This is a genomic window from Micromonospora sp. DT41 (assembly GCF_049841715.1).
GTDB classification, from domain to species: Bacteria; Actinomycetota; Actinomycetes; order Mycobacteriales; family Micromonosporaceae; genus Micromonospora; species Micromonospora profundi.
Map to the genome: position 1 here is coordinate 378777 of NZ_JBNCKU010000001.1, position 16880 is coordinate 395656.

The following is a 16880-nucleotide window of genomic DNA, read 5'->3' on the forward strand; positions in this document are numbered from 1 at the left end:
GCGCCCGCGCCCCGCGCCCCGCGCCCTGCAAGATCCGCACAACTACAGGGAAGGTGTGGGCTCAGGTCGCGTGGAGGCAACAGTTTCAGTGAAGTTGCACGGATCTTGCGGCCGCCGCCGTCTCCGGGCTCCAGTCCGCGGGTGTCGCCGACAGCGCCGGGCACCCCCGCAGGGCAGCGCGGAAAACGCGCGTACCGCCAGCTATCGCGCGTACCGCCAGCTATGAGGATCTTGACTGTTCGTCTTCGGGCATGGTCGGGTTTGGGGATGGGTGAGCAGTGGCGGGCGCAGTTCGACGCGGAGGTGAGCTTCGCCAACGGTGGCGGGCTGCGGACCGAGGGGTTCCGGCTCGACATCCCGGGTCGGGAGATCACCGACGAGGAGCTGGCCGCGCTCTTCGTACGTCACCTCGGGCTGTTGATGGTCGCCGAGGTGCGGATCAGCGCGAAGACGATCATCGAGGAGCGGCACAAGGGCGGGCGGGGCGTCGCCGGTGAGCCCCGCACCGGGCGTCGGCTCGTCGAGCTGAGCCATGTGATCAGCGATGGGATGACCACCCTGCCCGGCTGGCCGGCGCCCCGGATCGACGACTGGCTGACCTTCGAGGCGTCCCGGGCGAACTACGCGTCGGGCACCGAGTTCCACGTGTCCCGGATCGACATGATCGCCAACACCGGTACGTACCTGGATACCCCCGCCCACCGTTGGGCCGGCGGCGACGACCTGACCGGGGTCTCGCTGGACCGGCTCGCCGACCTGCCCGGCGTGGTCGTCCGGGTGCCGGCGGGGACCCGTGCGGTGGACCGGCTGATGCTGGCGCCGTACGAGGTGACCGGGCGCGCGGTACTGCTGCACACCGGGTGGGGTGAGCACTTCGGCACCGAGCGGTACAGCGCGCCGGAGGCGCCCTACCTGACCGGGGACGCCGCGCAGGCGCTTGCCGACGCCGGCGCCGCCCTGGTCGGCATCGATTCGATCAACATCGACGACATGAGCCCGCAGGCCGGGGGCGTACGTCCCGCGCACAGCACACTGCTCGCCGCCGGCATCCCGATCGTGGAGCACCTGACCGGCCTGGACGCGCTGCCGCCGAGCGGGTTCCGGTTCACAGCGGCCCCACCGATGGTGCGCGGCATGGGCACCTTTCCGGTCCGCGCCTTCGCCGCCGTCGACGCCTGACGTCGCCCGTACCCCGGTCGGTCGGCCTGAGCAGTGCCGACCGACGCCCGGCGCGTAGCGGGGTGGACGGGGGATCTACGAGTCGACGACCATCGGTACGAATGGCCGCTGACGAGCACGTCGCGAGCAAGGAGGAACGATGCCCGCCGAGGGAGTCGGCAGTGATCCGCGTCGGCGCACCACGCCCGCACGGTGGCGCGTGCTGGGGCACCCGGACGGGATATTGATCTACCAGGTGCGGTGCATCGTGGAGAACCACGGATGGACGAAGCCCGCCGTGGAGGACCGCCACAAGATCCTCCTGGGCCGCTCCGGGGCGTACCGTCGCCGGCTCAACGGCCGGGTCGGGCTCTCCGACGCCACCTCCGTGATCCTCACCCGACCGGGCGACGAGATGGCGGTGGCGCACCCGTTCGGCTGCGGCGACTCGTACACCTGCTTGGAGATCGATCCGGCGGCGCTCGCGGACCGGCCGGACGCGGAGCACTGGATGGACCGCAGCGGCTGGGCCGGGACGTCGGACGCCCCGCTGGACCTGGCGCACCGGCTGTTGGTGGCCGAGTTCCGGCGCGGGCTGGACGGCTTCGAGATGGCCGAGCGGTTGCACCGGTTCCTGGCTCGCCTGCTGAACTACAGCCCGCTCGACACCGGCGACGTGGGCGGCGATGTCGATCGGGCCGTACGCCGGAGGCCGGCGACGCTCGCCGCGCACCGCCGGCTGGCCGACCGCGCCCGGGAGGTACTGGCGAACTCCGGCTTCACGCTCGGCCTGGACGAGGTCGCCCGGGAGGTCGGCAGCTCTCCACACCACCTCAGCCGGGTGTTCCAGCGGATGACGGGCAGCAGCCTGACGGCCTACCGCAACCGGCTGCGGGTGCGGGAACTGCTGGACACCCTCGCCGAGTCCGACGGCCGTCCACTCGGCGCGCTCGCCGCCGAGTACGGCTTCGCCGACCAAGCGCACCTGACCCGGGTGGTCCGGGAGCAGGTGGGTCACCCACCGGCCCGGCTGCGCCGGCTGCTCACCGCGTCGGACGCGGCCTGACCGCTGCCGCCCCCACGGCGATGGAGGTGCCGCACGGGGAGCGCGCGGCACCTCCTCGAGCGCCAGGGGGGCGCCACGGGGCCCGGTGGGGCGTCGGGCCTCCCCGAAAAGGTCCGCATGCCCCGCTCCGGTGCTGCACTGGTTGGCAACTCCCGGACCCACGCGAACAATCCTCGCCGTGGGCGTTCCCAGCGTCTTGAAGAAATTTGCTCGTCTCGGACGGCCTCCCCACGACGGGTGAGCGCGGGCGGGGCGGGTCAGTAACGCACCGCGATGCGGCGGGCCCGCGCGTCGACGCGGATCTCTCCGCCGTACGGGACGATCAACTGTGGGTCGGTGTGACCGAGGTCGACGTCGAAGACCACCACCGCCTCCGGGTTGTACGGCGCGAGCGCGCGGGTGATCGCCTCCCGCTGGGCCTCGCCCCACGCCACCCGTTCCGGCACCGACAGCGGTTTGTCGAAATCCCACGCCTTGGGCCGACCGACAACGACCGCCGGGAAGCTGGCGAGCAGCCCGCGCTCCCCCATGTTCCGTACGATCCGGAACACCTCCTGCGCGGTGGGCAGCTCGTTGGAGGTCTCGACGACCAGCACGGAACCGGCCAGCTCGTCGGCGGTCGGCACCCGGTCGGCGGCCATCAGCCAGTGCAGAGTCTCCAGACAGCCGCCCCAGGTACGCCCGCGCACCTCCCGCTGCGGGCCCTGCCAGCGCCAGCCCTCGCCGGCGAGCATCTCCGGCTCGTACGCCAACGAGCCGGGGTCGGTCCACGGGTTGGGCCGGTCACCCCACTCGGGCGCGGGCGACAACTCGTACCAGCCGGAGGTGAACAGGGCGGCCCGCAGCGAGTCGAAGGTCAGTGGGTGCGGCGAACCGGGCCGGCCGAGGTGCACCAGGACCGACCCGCCGTGGTACGCGACGATGCCCAGCCGATACAGGTGGTTGAGCACGTTCGTGTTGTCGGAGTACCCGAAGTAGGGCTTCGGATTGGCCCGCAGCACGTCGTCGTCTAGGTACGGGGTGACCGTGATCAGGTCGTCCCCGCCGACGGTGGCGAGCACAGCGGTGATTGTCGGGTCGGCGAAGGCGGCGGTCAGGTCGCGGGCCCGCTCGCGCGGCTCGGCCCCGCTCGCCCGGGTGGTCGGATACTCCACCGGCTCCAGGTGGAACTCCTCGCGCAGCCGGCGCAGCCCCAACTCGTACACGTGCGGGAAGAGGGCCGGCAGACCGGCGGAGGGTGAGACGACCGCGACCCGGTCGCCCGGTCGCGGCTTCGGGGGGTAGCTCGGCAGCACCATGAACAGAAGCTAGCCGGGCCGTCGAACGGGTTTCGGCGACTGAGCGCACGGCCGAGGTTGGCCCGCAAACCGGCTCGACTTGTGCGCTGGTGTACGCCTTATAGGCTGAGCGCCGCCGAAGTGGATCGAGAAGCGGAGCGCCCGTGACCACCCCGACCGGACATCCCTCCCAGCCCTTCTACGCTGGCCCGCCGTTCCACCACCCGCACGGCGGATACCCGGCACCTTCCGCGCCGGTGGCCAAGCGCATCCCGGAGAACGAGCCCTTCGTCGTACGCCCCAACGTCGCGAAGCGGGGCCTGCTGGCCGCGGGGATCGTGCTCATCCTGGTCCTCCCGGTCGCCTTCCTCGCCGGCCTCGGCATCCTGAGCTCGGCGGACCCGGAGGTGCGCTCCGCGGCCGTCCTCGGCATCCTCGGCGTGCTTGTGTGCCTGCTGGCCCTGATCGCCCTGCCGCTGGGGATCCAGCTGTGGCTGATCGGCTCAGGCGGACCGGTGCTGGCACTCAACCCGGCCGGGCTCTGGATCCGTACCCGGCCCACCAGGGGCCAGGCGATCTGGCTGCCCTGGGAGGGCGTCGCGCAGATCTCCCGCCGCCGGTGGAGCCTGGAAAAGATGGTGGTGGTCACGCCCCGTGACTCCCGGGCGCTCCAGAACGTCGGGATCTTCACGCGATTGGACAGCGCCGCATTGAACACCTTCTACGGCTCGGGCCTGGCCGCCACGCTCAACTTCGCGGACCGGCAGGAGGCCGAGATCATGGGGGCGATCGTCCACTACAGCGCGGGCCGCTGCCCGATCACCTGATCAACAGGGCACGACACCGGGCACCGGGAAACGACCGACACGGACACGGGGCCGCCCTAGGCTGACGGCGTGCACCGGGAGCCGCGTGACAGGCCGTCACGCTCCGTTCGGTGGCCCAACGCCCGCCATCTCGTCGGGGACGGGGCGGCCGGACCGTCGCCACGCCCACCATCTGGACTCCGCACGGCGTGCCGGGTGTGGTCAGCGCCACGTTGTTCCGTTCCGCCCACCACCTGGAGTCCACCCCCACCAGCGCGGAAACGCGTCCTGCCGGCAGAAATGCCCGGTGGTGCCCGTGCACGTGTCGAACGTGTCGGGAAGGGCACTCTCCTTACCGCCGGGGGACGCGGATACCATCCAGGAAGTCGGACAGCGCTGTCCTTCGTACCAACGTAAGGAGCGCATCGTGACCGACCAGCACGACCACGACGGCCCGGACGCCGCGCTGCGCGCCGACATCCGCAGGCTCGGCACCCTGCTCGGGCAGACCCTGGCACGCCAGGAGGGCCGCCCGCTGCTCGACCTCGTCGAGGAGATCCGCGCCCAGGTACGCACCGACGCGCCAGCGGCCGCCCAGCGGCTCGGCGGGCTGGACGTGACCACCGGCACCAAGCTGGCCCGCGCCTTCTCCACCTACTTCCATCTGGCCAACATCACCGAGCAGGTGCACCGTGGCCGGGACCTGCGGCGTCGTCGCGCCGTGCAGGGCGGCTGGCTGGACCAGGCGGCCAAGATGATCGCCGAGCGGGGGGTGCCGGCCGAGGAGATCGCCGCCGCGGCCCGCCGGCTTGCGGTCCGGCCGGTATTCACCGCCCACCCGACCGAGGCGGCCCGCCGCTCGATCCTGTCCAAGCTGCGCGCCATCGCCGACGAGCTGGACACGGAGACCGCAAACGCCATCCTGTACGGCGCCAGCGACGAGGGCCCCGCCAACCGCCGGCTCGCCGAACTGCTGGACCTGATGTGGCAGACCGACGAGCTGCGGCTGGACCGCCCCGACCCGACCGACGAGGCCCGCAACGCCATCTACTACCTGCGTGACCTGTACGCCGAGGCCGCCCCGCAGGTGCTCGACGACCTGGCCGACACGCTGCGCACACTCGGTGTGGAGACGTCGCCGACGGCCCGCCCGCTGAGCTTCGGCACGTGGATCGGCGGCGACCGGGACGGCAACCCGTTCGTCACCCCGGCGGTCACCCGCGAGGTGCTGACCATCCAGCACGAGCACGGCATCGCGGCCACCGAGAAGGCGATGGACCACCTCATCAACGAGGTCTCGGTCTCCCGCCGGCTGCGCGGGGTGTCACTGGACCTCTCCGCGAGCCTCGCCGCCGACCTGGACGCGCTGCCCGAGGTGGCACCCCGCTTCCGCAGGGTCAACGCCGAGGAGCCGTACCGGCTCAAGGCGCGCTGCGTGAAGGCGAAGCTCGCCAACACCCGGCAGCGGCTGCGTCAGGGCACCGCGCACGTGCCGGGCCGGGACTACCGGGGCTCCGCCGAGTTGATCGCCGACCTGGACCTGCTGCGCGCCTCACTGGCCCGCAACTCCGGGCAGCTCACTGCCGTCGGCCGGCTCGCCTCCACCATCCGTACGGTTTCCGCGTTCGGCCTGCACCTCGCGACGATGGACGTCCGTGAGCACGCCGAGGCGCACCACGCGGTGCTCGCCCAGCTGTACGAGGCCATCGGCGAGGTCACCGACTATCCGGCCCTGAGCCGGCTGGAGCGCACCAAGCTGCTCGCCGACGAGCTGACCGGCCGCCGGCCCCTGTCCACGGTCGACACCCCGCTCTCCGAGTCGGCCCGCAAGACGTTCGACGTGTTCAGCACCATCCGTGAAGCGCAGGACCGCTTCGGCGGCGAGGTGATCGAGTCGTACATCATCTCGATGACGATGGGCGTGGACGACGTGCTGGCGGCTGTCGTGCTGGCCCGCGAGGCCGGGCTTGTGGACGTGCACAGCGGGCGGGCACGGATCGGGTTCGTGCCGCTGCTGGAGACCCCGACCGAACTGAACGCCGGCGGTGAACTGCTCGACCAACTGCTGTCCCTGCCTGCGTACCGGGCGCTTGTCGCGGCCCGGGACGACGTGCAGGAGGTAATGCTCGGCTACTCCGACTCCAACAAGGAAGCCGGGATCACCACCAGCCAGTGGTCGATCCACCGGGCGCAGCGCGCGCTGCGCGACGTGGCTGCCCGGCACGGGGTGCACCTGCGACTGTTCCACGGCCGTGGCGGCACTGTGGGGCGCGGCGGCGGGCCGACGCACGAGGCGATCCTCGCCCAGCCGTACGGCACGCTGGACGGCGCGATCAAGGTGACCGAGCAGGGCGAGGTCATCTCCGACAAGTACAGCCTGCCCTCACTGGCCCGGGAGAACCTGGAACTCACCCTCGCTGCGGTGCTCCAGGCGACGCTGCTGCACACCGCTCCCCGACAGCCGGCCGAGATGCTTGAGCGCTGGGACGCCACGATGGACGTGGTCTCCGAGTCGGCCTACCGGTCCTACCGGTCGCTCGTCGAAGACCCGGACCTGCCCGCGTACTTCTGGGCGTCCACCCCCACGGAGCTGCTCGGCGCGCTGAACATCGGCTCCCGGCCGGCCAAGCGCCCCAACACCGGCGCCGGGCTGTCCGGATTGCGGGCCATCCCGTGGGTGTTCGGCTGGACGCAGACCCGGCAGATCGTGCCGGGCTGGTTCGGCGTCGGCTCGGGACTGGCCGCCGCGCGCGAGGCCGGGCTGGCGGACGTACTGGCCGAGATGCACCGCAACTGGCACTTCTTCCGGACGTTCCTGTCGAACGTCGAGATGATGCTGACCAAGACCGACCTGAGCATCGCCCGCCGGTACGTCGAGACGCTGGTGCCGAAGAAGCTGCACCCGATCTTCGAACAGATCGAGCAGGAGTACGAGCTGACAAAGCGGGAGGTCCTCGCCGTGACCGCCGCACCGGCCCTGCTTGACAACTCGCCGGTGTTGCAGCGCACCCTGGCCGTTCGGGACACCTACCTGGAGCCGCTGCACCACCTTCAGGTGGCACTGCTGCGGCAGTACCGCGATTCCGGTGCGGCCGGACGGGCGGTGGCCACCGCACCGGGCGGCCGGCGCGCGCCAAGCGACGGCACAGCCCTGGAGCGGGCACTACTCACAACGGTAAACGGCATCGCGGCCGGCATGCGCAACACAGGCTGACCCGGCCCCTCGCCCCGCCCCAACCGACTCAGTCGATCATGGAGTTGTGGTGCCGCACAAAAGCCCCTTGCGGGTGCTGACCGGCCACCACAACTCCATGATCGACGCTGCCGTCCGGGCTCACCAGTCTCCGCCGCCGAAATCGCCGCCGCCGAAGTCACCGAAGCCGCCGCCGCCGAAATCGCCGCCGCCGAAGTCACCGCCTGCGTAGTCGCCGCCGCCGAAGTCACCGCCCTGGTCGCCGCCGCCGAAGTCACCGCCCTGGTCGCCGCCGCCGAAGTCACCGCCCTGGTCGCCGCCGCCGAAGTCGCCGCCCTGGTCGCCGCCGCCGAAGTCCTGGTCGCCGCCGTCCATGCCCTGGTCGGCACCGGCCGCGTCGGCGCCGTACCCCGGGTCGGCGAAGGCCGGCGAGAACAACGCGTCGGCGATCAGGATGCCGCCGAGCACACCCGCGCCTGCACCCAGCGCGGTCTTCCACCACGGCGTCGAGTACCAGCCAGCCGGCACCGGCCGGCCCTGGTAACGGCCGCCGGGGTAGTAGTAGGGCGTGCCCCGGCCGGGCTGCGGGCCGGCCCGGAACGTCTGGCCCTGCACCTGCACCTCACGCTCCTTGGTGAGCTGCCCGACGCCCCGGGCTGCGGCCAGCGCCGGCAGCTCCGGGCCGGGGTCGATCCCCAGCGCGGTCCGCGCCGCCCGGATGTAGGCGAGCCCTTCCAGCGCCGTCTCCCGGGCCAGCGCGAACTGGTGCGGCGTACGCGCCTGCTCCAGCTGCGAACCCGCCGCGTTGTACCGCTCACCCGCGTCGGAGAGCGCCTGACGGACCGCCGGCTCGTCGCCCTGGAGGGTCAACAGCTGACCACCGAGGCGCTCGTACCAGCGTTGCGCCTCCGCGCGGGCATCGCCCAGCTCGGTACGCCGACGGGCGGTGGACTGGGCGCGACCGAGCGCCACGGCGCCCAGCCCCCCGATCAGCACGATGGCGAGGCACAACACAAGTTCCATGTCATCGAACGTACCCCCGAGTGTCACGTCGTAGACGTCTGGCAAGCTCCGGTGATGGACGTCTCGACGCTGCTCGTGGTGATCGTGTGCCTCGGCACCGGCGGCGCGGTGGGCTGGCTCGCGGCCCGGTCCCGCTCTGCTGCCGACATCGCCCGGCTGGATGCCACCCTCACCGCGACCCGCGACGGCGAGGGGCGGCTTGAGCAGTCCATGCGGGCGTTGAGCTACGAGGCCACCGCGCAGTCGCAGGAGGCGGTGGCCCGTGCCGTCGCGCCGCTGCACGAGACCCTGCGCCGCTACGAGCAGCGGGTCGCCGAGCTGGAACACGACAGGGTCGACGCGTACGCCGAGCTGCGCGAGCAGGTGCGATCGATGACCGCCGTCTCCGGTGAGCTGCGCACCGAGACCAAGCAGCTGGTTGCCGCGCTGCGTGCGCCGCAGGTGCGGGGCCGCTGGGGCGAGCACCAGTTGCGCCGGATCGTCGAGGCCGCCGGCATGCTTGAGCACTGCGACTTCTCCGAGCAGGTCACCGCCGCCACCGACGACCACGTCGTCCGCCCGGATCTGGTGGTACGGCTGCACGGCGGCCGGTCCGTGGTGGTGGACGCCAAGGCGCCGTTCGACGCGTACCTCACGGCTATGGAAGCCCGTGACGAGCGCGGCCGGGACACCCACCTCGACGCGCACGCACGGCACCTGCGGGGGCACGTCGACGCGCTGGCCGCCAAGTCGTACTGGTCGGCATTCGACAGCTCCCCCGAGTTCGTGGTGCTGTTCGTGCCCGCCGACCCGTTCCTCGACGTCGCACTCCAACGTGACCCGACGCTGCTGGAGCACGCCTTCGCCCGCAACGTCGTACTCGCCACGCCGGCGACCCTTGTCGCGCTGCTCCGCACCGTGGCCTACTCATGGCGGCAGGAGGCGCTGGCCCGCAACGCGCTGGCGGTGCACACCCTCGCCCGGGAGCTGTACGGCAGGCTCTCCACCCTCGGCGATCACGTGGGCAAGCTCGGGTCGTCGCTTGCCGGGGCGGTGACGGCGTACAACAGGGCTGTCGGCTCGCTGGAGGCCCGGGTGCTGGTCAGCGCCCGCAAGCTCGCCGAGCTTGGCGTCTCGGACGAGGAGCTGGCTGCCCCGGCGCAGGTCGAGCTGACGCCCCGCCAGCCGCAGGCGCCCGAACTGCTCGACGGCGTCGAGCGCGACCGCTGATCCGGCGCCGCTGCCGGTCACCCCTTGCGGGCGCCCTCCACGACGAACGGGGTGCCCTGCTGGCAGGTGGTCATCATGCCCGCCTCCACCCGGCCGGTGACAGTGACCCGCGACCCTGCGGCCAGCACGTCCCGGGGGCCGCCGATCAGCAGGTACCCGTCGAGCAACAGGCAGTTCGGCTCCACCCCGGCGGTGACGGTGCCGGTGAGTTCGGTGGCGCCGACCGGCGGTGGGAGGCTGGGGCCACCAGGTGGCTTGGGCGTCTCCGTCGCAGTCGACGGGTCAGGTCCGGTAGGCGGCAGCGCGGTGGGCTGCTCGGTCGCCGTCGTGGGTGCACCGGGACCGGCGGGTTCGTCGGTCGGCGCACCGCAGGCAGTCAGCGCCGCGCAGACGACCAGGGCGGGGACGATGAGCCGAAGGATCCTCATGCCGACTTCGACGCACCGGGACGCCCCGGCGTTCCCACAGTGATCGCCGAAACGACGCTCAGCCGCGCGCGGCTGCGGCGGCCTTCATGTCCCGCTTCAACTCCTGCGGCAGCGAGAAGGTAAGCCGCTCGTTTGCGGTGGTGATCTCCTCGACGTCGGCGAACCCACGCTCGGCAAGGTACGCGAGCACGTCCTGGACCAGATCGTCCGGAACGCTCGCGCCGGAGGTCACGCCCACGGTGCGGGCGTCGACAAGCCAGGCGTCGTCGATCTCGTGGGCGAAGTCCACAAGGTGACCGGCGCGGGCACCGGCGTCCAGGGCCACCTCGACCAGCCGGACGGAGTTGGAGGAGTTCGTCGAGCCGACGACGATCACCACGTCGCACTCGGGGGCGATCTCCTTGACGACGTGCTGCCGGTTGCTGGTGGCGTAGCAGATGTCGTCGCTGGGCGGGGACTGCAACAGCGGCAGCCGCTGCTTGAGCCGGGCGACGGTCTCCAGCGTCTCGTCCACCGAGAGCGTGGTCTGGGAGAGCCAGACGACCTTCGCCGGATCGCGCACGGTGATCTTGTCGGCGTCGTCGGGGCCGTCCACCAGTTGGATGTGGGCGGGAGCCTCACCGGCGGTGCCGATGACCTCCTCGTGGCCCTCGTGGCCGATCAGGAGGATGTCGTAGTCCTCGGCGGCGAACCGCTTCGCCTCGTGGTGCACCTTCGTGACAAGCGGGCAGGTCGCGTCGATCGCCTTCAGCGAGCGCGCCCTGGCCTGCTCGTAGACCTCGGGGGCCACACCGTGCGCGGAGAAGATGACTGTGGCGCCCTCGGGCACCTCCTCGTTCTCCTCCACGAAGATCGCACCCTGGGCCTCCAGGGTCTGAACGACATGCTTGTTGTGCACGATCTGCTTGCGGACGTAGATCGGGGCGCCGTAGAGCTTCAGCGCCTCCTCGACTGTCTGCACCGCGCGGTCGACGCCCGCGCAGTAGCCGCGGGGCTTGGCCAGGAGCACGCGCTTGCCGGTCCGGGAAGTCGCTTCAGCCTGAGTCACCCACTCATCCTACCCACCACCACTCCCGCCTCACCTGACGCGCGTTGATCATGACGTTGCTGCTGCGACAGGCCGAGCGGGCACGCGCCGAGGGCTGACGGGGGTGGGCCTTAGGGTGGGCCTGTGAGTGATTCCGCGCGGGTGGGGGCCAGCACCGCCGAGGAGCCGTGGCCGGTTCGGGTGGTCAGCCAGAAGGTCGGGGCGTGGATCGCCAAGCTCGGCTGGGTCTGGGTGGACGGGCAGGTGGCACAGATCAGCCGCCGGCCGGGCGCCACCACGGTCTTCCTCACCCTGCGGGACCCGTCGGCCGACCTGAGCCTCACCGTCACCACCAATCGGGACGTACTGGACGCCGGCGCACCCGAGCTGCGCGAGGGCGCCCGCGTGGTGCTGCATGCCAAACCGGAGTTCTACGCCGCCCGGGGCACGTTGAGCCTGCGGGCCGACGAGATCCGGCAGGTGGGCCTCGGCGAGCTGCTGGCCCGGCTGGAGAAGCTCAAGAAACTGCTCGCCGCCGAAGGGCTGTTCGACAGGGCCCGCAAGCGCCGGCTGCCGTTCCTGCCCGGCCGCATCGGGCTGATCACCGGCCGCGCCTCGGCCGCCGAACGGGACGTGCTGACGAACGCCCGGCGACGCTGGCCGGCCGTGGAGTTCCGGACGGTGAACGTGGCGGTGCAGGGCCCGTCCGCGGTTCCGCAGATCATCGACGCGCTAAAGGTGCTGGACGCCGACCCGAGCATCGACGTCATCATCATCGCCCGGGGTGGTGGCGGCATCGAGGACCTGCTGCCGTTCTCCGACGAGGCGCTCTGCCGCGCGGTGTTCGGCTGCCGTACCCCGGTGGTCAGCGCGATCGGCCACGAGACGGACGCGCCGCTCATCGACTACGTCGCCGACCTGCGGGCCTCCACCCCCACCGACGCGGCCAAGCGGGTGGTCCCCGACCTCACCGAGGAGGTACGCCTCATCGGCCAGGCACGGCACCGCCTCCAACGGGCGGTCCGCAACCTGGTCGACCGCGAGACCCACCGCCTGGACAGCCTGCGCTCCCGGCCGGTGCTGGCCCGGCCGCAGGTGATGGTGGAGCACCGCGCGACCGAGCTGGCCGCGCTGCGCCAACGGGCCGGCCGCTGCCTCGACCACCGGCTCACCGGCGCCGAAGCCGAGCTGCGGCACACACTGGCCCGCCTCCGCGCGCTCTCCCCCGCCGCCACCCTCGACCGGGGGTACGCGATAGTGCAGCGCGCCGACGGCCACGTGGTCCGCGCGGCGACCGAGGTCGGCAAGGGCGACCCCCTGCGGGTACGCCTTGCCGACGGCGAGCTGGCCGCGACAGTGGACGGCTGACCGACGACTGCGCGAAAGCAGCGACAGGGCGGCGGTGGCGACACGCTGACCGCGGGAGAGGTGTGCTGAGATGGACGCGATGACTGACGACACGAAGGCCGGGCCGGACGAGCGGCTCAGCTACGAGCAGGCGCGGGCCGAGCTGGCCTCCGTGGTCGAGCGGCTGGAGGCCGGCGGCACGTCCCTGGAGGAGTCGCTGGCGCTCTGGGAGCGCGGCGAGGCGCTGGCGGTGATCTGCCAGCGCTGGCTGGACGGCGCCCGGGCGCGCATCGAGGCCGCACGCCAGGAACCCGCCTCCTGAGAGCGCTCCTGAACGCGCCAGGATCCGCCGGTGGGGCGACCGGAGCCGCCCCACCCGCGTACGTCAGTTGAACAGGCTGTAGAGCTCGGCCGGCGCCTCGACGACCTGGTCCGCCGGCGGCTTCTGCGCGGCCGTGGCGGCACCGTAGTCCGAGTACGTCATCTTGATCTCCTGGGCGGCGGTCTGACCGGCGGCCGGGAGTTGCAGCACCAGCTCGCTGAGCCGGCCCTGCGGGTCCACCTTCGCGGTGAACGGGACGGTCTTCGCCTGGGTGCCAAGCGCGGCGATCGTGGCGGCGTTGAGCGAGCCGGCCTCGGCCGCCTTTGTGATGTCGATGGTGCCGGCGTACGTGCCGGTGCCGGTGCTGCGTACCTCGGTGATGCCCTGGGTCAGCACCGCGCTGCCGGCCGGGTCGACCTTGTCGAAGTCGAAGCCGAGGTTCTTGTTGCCCTTGATGCGGGCTTGGTCCAGGTGCTGGTACTTGCCGAGGTTGAGCTGCTTGATGGCGGGCAGGCTGTCGGCGGCGGGGCCGGTCAGCTCCAGCTTGACCCAGCTGTCCGGCTTGGCGTGGATCACGTCGAGCTTCATGGCCAGGTCAGAAGACGGGCCGCCGATGGCGAACTTCAACGCCGCGCTCTGGCTCGGCTGGTGCACCTGCCCCTCGGCCGTGGAGCCGGCGCCGGAGAGGGTGAACCGGAAGTTGCCGTTGCTGATCTCCTTGGTGGAGTCGAGCAGTGCCTGTTTGGCGTCGCCGGCCACGGGGGCGCCGGACGCGCTGGGCGTGCCGGACGCGCTCACCGTCGGGGTGGCTGTCGATCCGGCGGTGCCTGTCGTTCCGCCGGCGCAGGCGGCCAGGGCGGGCGTGAACAGAGCGGCGGCTACCAGGCCGGCACTGAGTCGTCGAACAGTCATGTGTGTCTCCCAAGGGGGTCACCCGACGACCTGGTCGGCGCCGGAAACCGGGCGACGCGGCAGCACCGTCGGCCGCGCCGCGCGACCCGGGCCGAGCATCGCGCCCGGGTCACTCCCTCTTTGTTCCCTGCCGATGGGTCGGACAATCACCCTTCTACGGGGTGTATCGATGTCGGCCCGATCAGCGCAGCGCTCCGGCCAGTTCGCGCAGCTCGTTGTCCCGGGCATCGCCGACGATGAGCACCGTTCGGGTCGGCTCCAGCAAGACCAGCGCCTGCTGGTTTCCCCTGGCGGTGTAGCGCTGCCAGGTGCGCCCGGCCAGCTCCGTCTGGCCCTGTGGCTGGCTCTCGGCGGTCAGTTCGGCGGGAAGCAGCTGTTCCGCCGGCAGGCTGCTCTGCAACAGCTGCACGCCCCGCCCCTCCGGCGTCAGGTAGCCGAGTCGCAGGTTCGCGCCGCCCTCGACGGTCTGGTAGCGGGCGCTCACCGTCCGCCAGTCCGAGCCGAGCCCCTGCGGCTGGCTCACCGGGAAGGTGTTCGCCGACTGGGCCTGCTCGATCGCCGGGGCGGGGTCGATCTCGGTGGCCTGGTCGCCACCGAGGAAGCCCCTGTAGAACGCCAGCAGCAGCGCGATCGGGATCAGCAGCACAAGCAGTGAGATCGCCATGTCCTTCGGCGACCGCTCGGACTTCGCGGCCGTCGCCCTCGGTGGCGGCGTGGGCCGCCCGCCCGCGCCAGCACCGCCGCCGGCTCCGGGCGGGGTCGGCCGGTCCACCGGAGGTTGCTCCGCCGTCTCCGAGGCGACCAGGGCAGGCTCCCCGGCGGCCGGCGTCGCCGGCCCAGTCGCGCCGGGCACCGTACCGGCAGGGGGGCCGGCCGGCGGCTGGCCGTCGGGCGGCGTGCGGTCAGCGGGTACGCGATCGGCTGGCTGTGCGGGTTCCACCTCCCCATCATCGCAGCCGCTCGACCGGCGGTATCCGGCCCATCACCGCCCCGCGCCGACCGCGGGTCGGCCATCGTGTGAGGATCAGCGACAAAGCCGACGGTGGGGCCGCCCTTTCGTCGGCTGTCCCCGCACCGTCGCGAGGAGGAGCACCCGTCATGACGAACACCAGGACGCGGATCCCACAGGATCTCGACCGCAACCTTGCCCTCGACCTGGTAAGGGTCACTGAGGCAGCGGCGATGGCCGCTGGCCGTTGGGTCGGCCGGGGCGACAAGGAGGGCGGCGACGGAGCCGCCGTCGACGCCATGCGCAAGCTGATCAACTCCATCCAGATGCGTGGCGTCGTGGTGATCGGCGAGGGCGAGAAGGACAACGCCCCGATGCTCTTCAACGGTGAACACGTCGGCGACGGCACCGGCCCGGAGGTGGACGTCGCGGTCGACCCTGTCGACGGCACCACCCTCATGAGCAAGGGCATGCCGAACGCGGTGGCGGTGCTCGCCGTGTCCGAGCGGGGTGCGATGTTCGACCCGAGTGCCGTCTTCTACATGGAGAAGCTCGCCGTCGGCCCCGCGTACGCCGATGTGGTGGACATCAACGCCGGGGTGGCCGAGAACCTGCGCCGGATCGCCAAGGTCAAGGGCACCGACGTGTCGGAGGTGACGGTCTGCGTGCTGGACCGTAGCCGCCACGACGACCTGGTCACGCAGATCCGCCGGGCCGGGGCCGGCATCCGGTTCATCTCCGACGGCGACATCGCCGGCTCCATCGCGGCGGCCCGGGGCGAGTCGGACGTCGACGTGCTGATGGGCATCGGCGGCACCCCGGAGGGCATCATCTCGGCCTGCGCACTGAAGTGCATGGGTGGCGCCATGCAGGCCAAGCTGTGGCCGCGCGACGACGAGGAGCGCGAGAAGGCGCTCGCCGCCGGGCACGACCTGGACCGGGTGCTGGGCACCGACGACCTGGTCACCGGCGACAACTGCTTCTTCGTGGCGACCGGTGTCACCTCCGGCGACCTGCTGCGCGGGGTGCGCTACCGGGCTGGCGGCGCGTACACCCAGTCGATAGTGATGCGGTCGAAGAGCGGCACGATCCGGGTGATCGACTCGTACCACCGTCTGGAGAAGCTGGCCCTGTACTCCGCTGTCGACTTCGACGGTCGTCCGCTCGCCGAACAGGAGTGACAGTTACCGCCACGGCGACGCCGCAGGCCCTGTCCGCCACCCGCCGGATCACCGGCGTCGCGCTGGCGTCGGTCTCCGGGGTCGCGGTGGCGGCGCAGTCCAAGATCAACGGCGAGTTGGGCGTACGCCTGGCCGACGGGTTCGCCGCCGCGCTGGTCTCGTTCGGGCTGGGTCTGCTGGTGCTGCTTGTGCTGGTGCCCGCCACCCCGGCCGGGCGGCGAGGGCTTGTCGCGCTGCGGTCCGCCCTGCGGACCGGTGTGCTGCGGCCGTGGCAGTGCCTCGGCGGCACGTGCGGGGCTTTCCTGGTTGCCACCCAGGGGCTCACCATCGGCAGGTTGGGTGTGGCGGTCTTCACCGTGGCGGTGGTCGCCGGCCAGTCCGGCAGCAGCCTCGCCGTGGACCGGGCGGGGATCGGGCCGATGGGTCGCCAGCCGGTCACCCGGCAGCGGCTGGCTGGCGCGGTGCTGACAGTGCTCGCGGTGGTCCTGGCGGTCGGCGACCGTCTGAACGATCCGGGCTCGCTGGCACTGGCGCTGCTGCCCATGCTGGCCGGGGTGGGCGTCGCCTGGCAGCAGGCAGCCAACGGCCGGGTCCGGGCGGCGACCGGCAACGCGTTGACCGCCACGCTCGTCAATTTCACAGTCGGCACTGTCGCACTGCTCGTCGCGTTCTCGATCGACCTGGCCGGACGCGGCCGGCCGGCCGGCCACCTGCCGAGCGAGCCGTGGCTCTACCTGGGCGGCCCGATCGGCGTCGTGTTCATCGCGATCGCCGCCGCCGTCGTGCGGTTCACGGGTGTGCTGCTGCTCGGCCTGGCCACCATCGCCGGCCAGGTCGTCAGCGCGCTCCTGCTGGACCTGGTGCTGCCCACCACGGCGTCGCACGCAGGCGTGACCACCCTGTTGGGAGCCGCGCTGACCCTGGTGGCCGTGCTTGTCGCCGCGCTCGCGCCGCAGGCCCGCCGCTGACCCGGTCCGCGCGC

At 71.9% G+C, this 16880-nt stretch carries 15 protein-coding genes; 9 read left to right on the forward strand and 6 right to left on the reverse strand.

The window, feature by feature from the left end:
- The first annotated feature begins 267 nt into the window (after window positions 1-267).
- Together ACLQ23_RS01675 and ACLQ23_RS01680 are read left to right on the forward strand one after the other, a co-directional pair.
- Window positions 268-1179: a cyclase family protein gene (locus ACLQ23_RS01675; protein WP_355596833.1), complete on the forward strand. Its 912-nt coding sequence runs from the start codon at window positions 268-270 to the stop codon at window positions 1177-1179.
- A 139-nt stretch (window positions 1180-1318) separates the two neighbouring features.
- Window positions 1319-2224, forward strand: a complete 906-nt coding sequence (locus tag ACLQ23_RS01680) for a helix-turn-helix domain-containing protein (protein ID WP_355596831.1) — start codon at window positions 1319-1321, stop codon at window positions 2222-2224.
- Window positions 2225-2481: 257 nt separating this feature from the next.
- Here ACLQ23_RS01680 and ACLQ23_RS01685 read toward each other — a convergent pair whose 3' ends face one another.
- Window positions 2482-3522, reverse strand: a complete 1041-nt coding sequence (locus ACLQ23_RS01685) for a S66 family peptidase (RefSeq protein WP_355629396.1) — start codon at window positions 3520-3522, stop codon at window positions 2482-2484.
- A gap of 143 nt (window positions 3523-3665) precedes the next feature.
- On the opposite strand from ACLQ23_RS01685, the gene ACLQ23_RS01690 reads away from it, so the two are divergent.
- On the forward strand, window positions 3666-4328 hold the full coding sequence (locus tag ACLQ23_RS01690) for a hypothetical protein (protein ID WP_355596827.1): 663 nt from the start codon (window positions 3666-3668) through the stop codon (window positions 4326-4328).
- A gap of 406 nt (window positions 4329-4734) precedes the next feature.
- Complete coding sequence (gene ppc, locus ACLQ23_RS01695) at window positions 4735-7521, forward strand: phosphoenolpyruvate carboxylase (protein WP_355596825.1); 2787 nt, start codon at window positions 4735-4737, stop codon at window positions 7519-7521.
- Window positions 7522-7641: 120 nt separating this feature from the next.
- On the opposite strand, the gene ACLQ23_RS01700 is transcribed toward ppc, so the two are convergent.
- On the reverse strand, window positions 7642-8523 hold the full coding sequence (locus ACLQ23_RS01700; protein WP_425880262.1) for a hypothetical protein: 882 nt from the start codon (window positions 8521-8523) through the stop codon (window positions 7642-7644).
- Between the two features lie 54 nt (window positions 8524-8577).
- Between ACLQ23_RS01700 and ACLQ23_RS01705 the strand changes: the two genes are divergently transcribed.
- On the forward strand, window positions 8578-9732 hold the full coding sequence (locus tag ACLQ23_RS01705) for a DNA recombination protein RmuC (RefSeq protein ID WP_355596823.1): 1155 nt from the start codon (window positions 8578-8580) through the stop codon (window positions 9730-9732).
- Between the two features lie 17 nt (window positions 9733-9749).
- Here ACLQ23_RS01705 and ACLQ23_RS01710 read toward each other — a convergent pair whose 3' ends face one another.
- Together ACLQ23_RS01710 and ACLQ23_RS01715 are read right to left on the reverse strand one after the other, a co-directional pair.
- Complete coding sequence (locus ACLQ23_RS01710) at window positions 9750-10160, reverse strand: hypothetical protein (RefSeq protein ID WP_355596822.1); 411 nt, start codon at window positions 10158-10160, stop codon at window positions 9750-9752.
- 58 nt (window positions 10161-10218) lie between these two features.
- Complete coding sequence (locus ACLQ23_RS01715; protein ID WP_355596820.1) at window positions 10219-11208, reverse strand: 4-hydroxy-3-methylbut-2-enyl diphosphate reductase; 990 nt, start codon at window positions 11206-11208, stop codon at window positions 10219-10221.
- 123 nt (window positions 11209-11331) lie between these two features.
- Here ACLQ23_RS01715 and xseA point away from each other — a divergent pair, with 123 nt between their 5' ends.
- Window positions 11332-12555: an exodeoxyribonuclease VII large subunit gene (gene xseA / locus ACLQ23_RS01720; RefSeq protein WP_355596819.1), complete on the forward strand. Its 1224-nt coding sequence runs from the start codon at window positions 11332-11334 to the stop codon at window positions 12553-12555.
- 79 nt (window positions 12556-12634) lie between these two features.
- Window positions 12635-12856, forward strand: a complete 222-nt coding sequence (locus tag ACLQ23_RS01725; RefSeq protein ID WP_053655421.1) for an exodeoxyribonuclease VII small subunit — start codon at window positions 12635-12637, stop codon at window positions 12854-12856.
- Between the two features lie 63 nt (window positions 12857-12919).
- On the opposite strand, the gene ACLQ23_RS01730 is transcribed toward ACLQ23_RS01725, so the two are convergent.
- Both ACLQ23_RS01730 and ACLQ23_RS01735 read right to left on the reverse strand, forming a co-directional pair.
- A complete protein-coding gene (locus ACLQ23_RS01730; RefSeq protein ID WP_355596817.1) occupies window positions 12920-13768 on the reverse strand; it encodes a hypothetical protein in 849 nt (282 codons plus the stop codon).
- Between the two features lie 181 nt (window positions 13769-13949).
- Window positions 13950-14708, reverse strand: a complete 759-nt coding sequence (locus ACLQ23_RS01735; protein WP_355596815.1) for a DUF4245 domain-containing protein — start codon at window positions 14706-14708, stop codon at window positions 13950-13952.
- A 158-nt stretch (window positions 14709-14866) separates the two neighbouring features.
- Between ACLQ23_RS01735 and glpX the strand changes: the two genes are divergently transcribed.
- Together glpX and ACLQ23_RS01745 are read left to right on the forward strand one after the other, a co-directional pair.
- Window positions 14867-15898 carry a class II fructose-bisphosphatase gene (gene glpX, locus ACLQ23_RS01740; RefSeq protein WP_355596813.1) on the forward strand — a complete coding sequence of 344 codons (1032 nt, stop codon included), beginning with the start codon at window positions 14867-14869 and terminating at the stop codon, window positions 15896-15898.
- Window positions 15895-16866 carry a DMT family transporter gene (locus tag ACLQ23_RS01745; protein ID WP_425734713.1) on the forward strand — a complete coding sequence of 324 codons (972 nt, stop codon included), beginning with the start codon at window positions 15895-15897 and terminating at the stop codon, window positions 16864-16866. Before glpX ends, ACLQ23_RS01745 begins: the two co-directional genes overlap by 4 nt.
- Window positions 16867-16880: the final 14 nt, after the last annotated feature.

Excerpts from the sequence above, each read along its gene's own strand:
- ACLQ23_RS01675 (WP_355596833.1), top strand. The coding sequence starts at position 268 with ATGGGTGAGCAGTGGCGGGCGCAGTTCGACGCGGAGGTGAGCTTCGCC.
- ACLQ23_RS01680 (WP_355596831.1), top strand. The coding sequence starts at position 1,319 with ATGCCCGCCGAGGGAGTCGGCAGTGATCCGCGTCGGCGCACCACGCCC.
- ACLQ23_RS01685 (WP_355629396.1), bottom strand. The coding sequence starts at position 3,522 with ATGGTGCTGCCGAGCTACCCCCCGAAGCCGCGACCGGGCGACCGGGTC.
- ACLQ23_RS01700 (WP_425880262.1), bottom strand. The coding sequence starts at position 8,523 with ATGGAACTTGTGTTGTGCCTCGCCATCGTGCTGATCGGGGGGCTGGGC.
- ACLQ23_RS01705 (WP_355596823.1), top strand. The coding sequence starts at position 8,578 with ATGGACGTCTCGACGCTGCTCGTGGTGATCGTGTGCCTCGGCACCGGC.
- ACLQ23_RS01710 (WP_355596822.1), bottom strand. The coding sequence starts at position 10,160 with ATGAGGATCCTTCGGCTCATCGTCCCCGCCCTGGTCGTCTGCGCGGCG.
- ACLQ23_RS01725 (WP_053655421.1), top strand. The coding sequence starts at position 12,635 with ATGACTGACGACACGAAGGCCGGGCCGGACGAGCGGCTCAGCTACGAG.
- ACLQ23_RS01730 (WP_355596817.1), bottom strand. The coding sequence starts at position 13,768 with ATGACTGTTCGACGACTCAGTGCCGGCCTGGTAGCCGCCGCTCTGTTC.
- glpX (WP_355596813.1), top strand. The coding sequence starts at position 14,867 with ATGACGAACACCAGGACGCGGATCCCACAGGATCTCGACCGCAACCTT.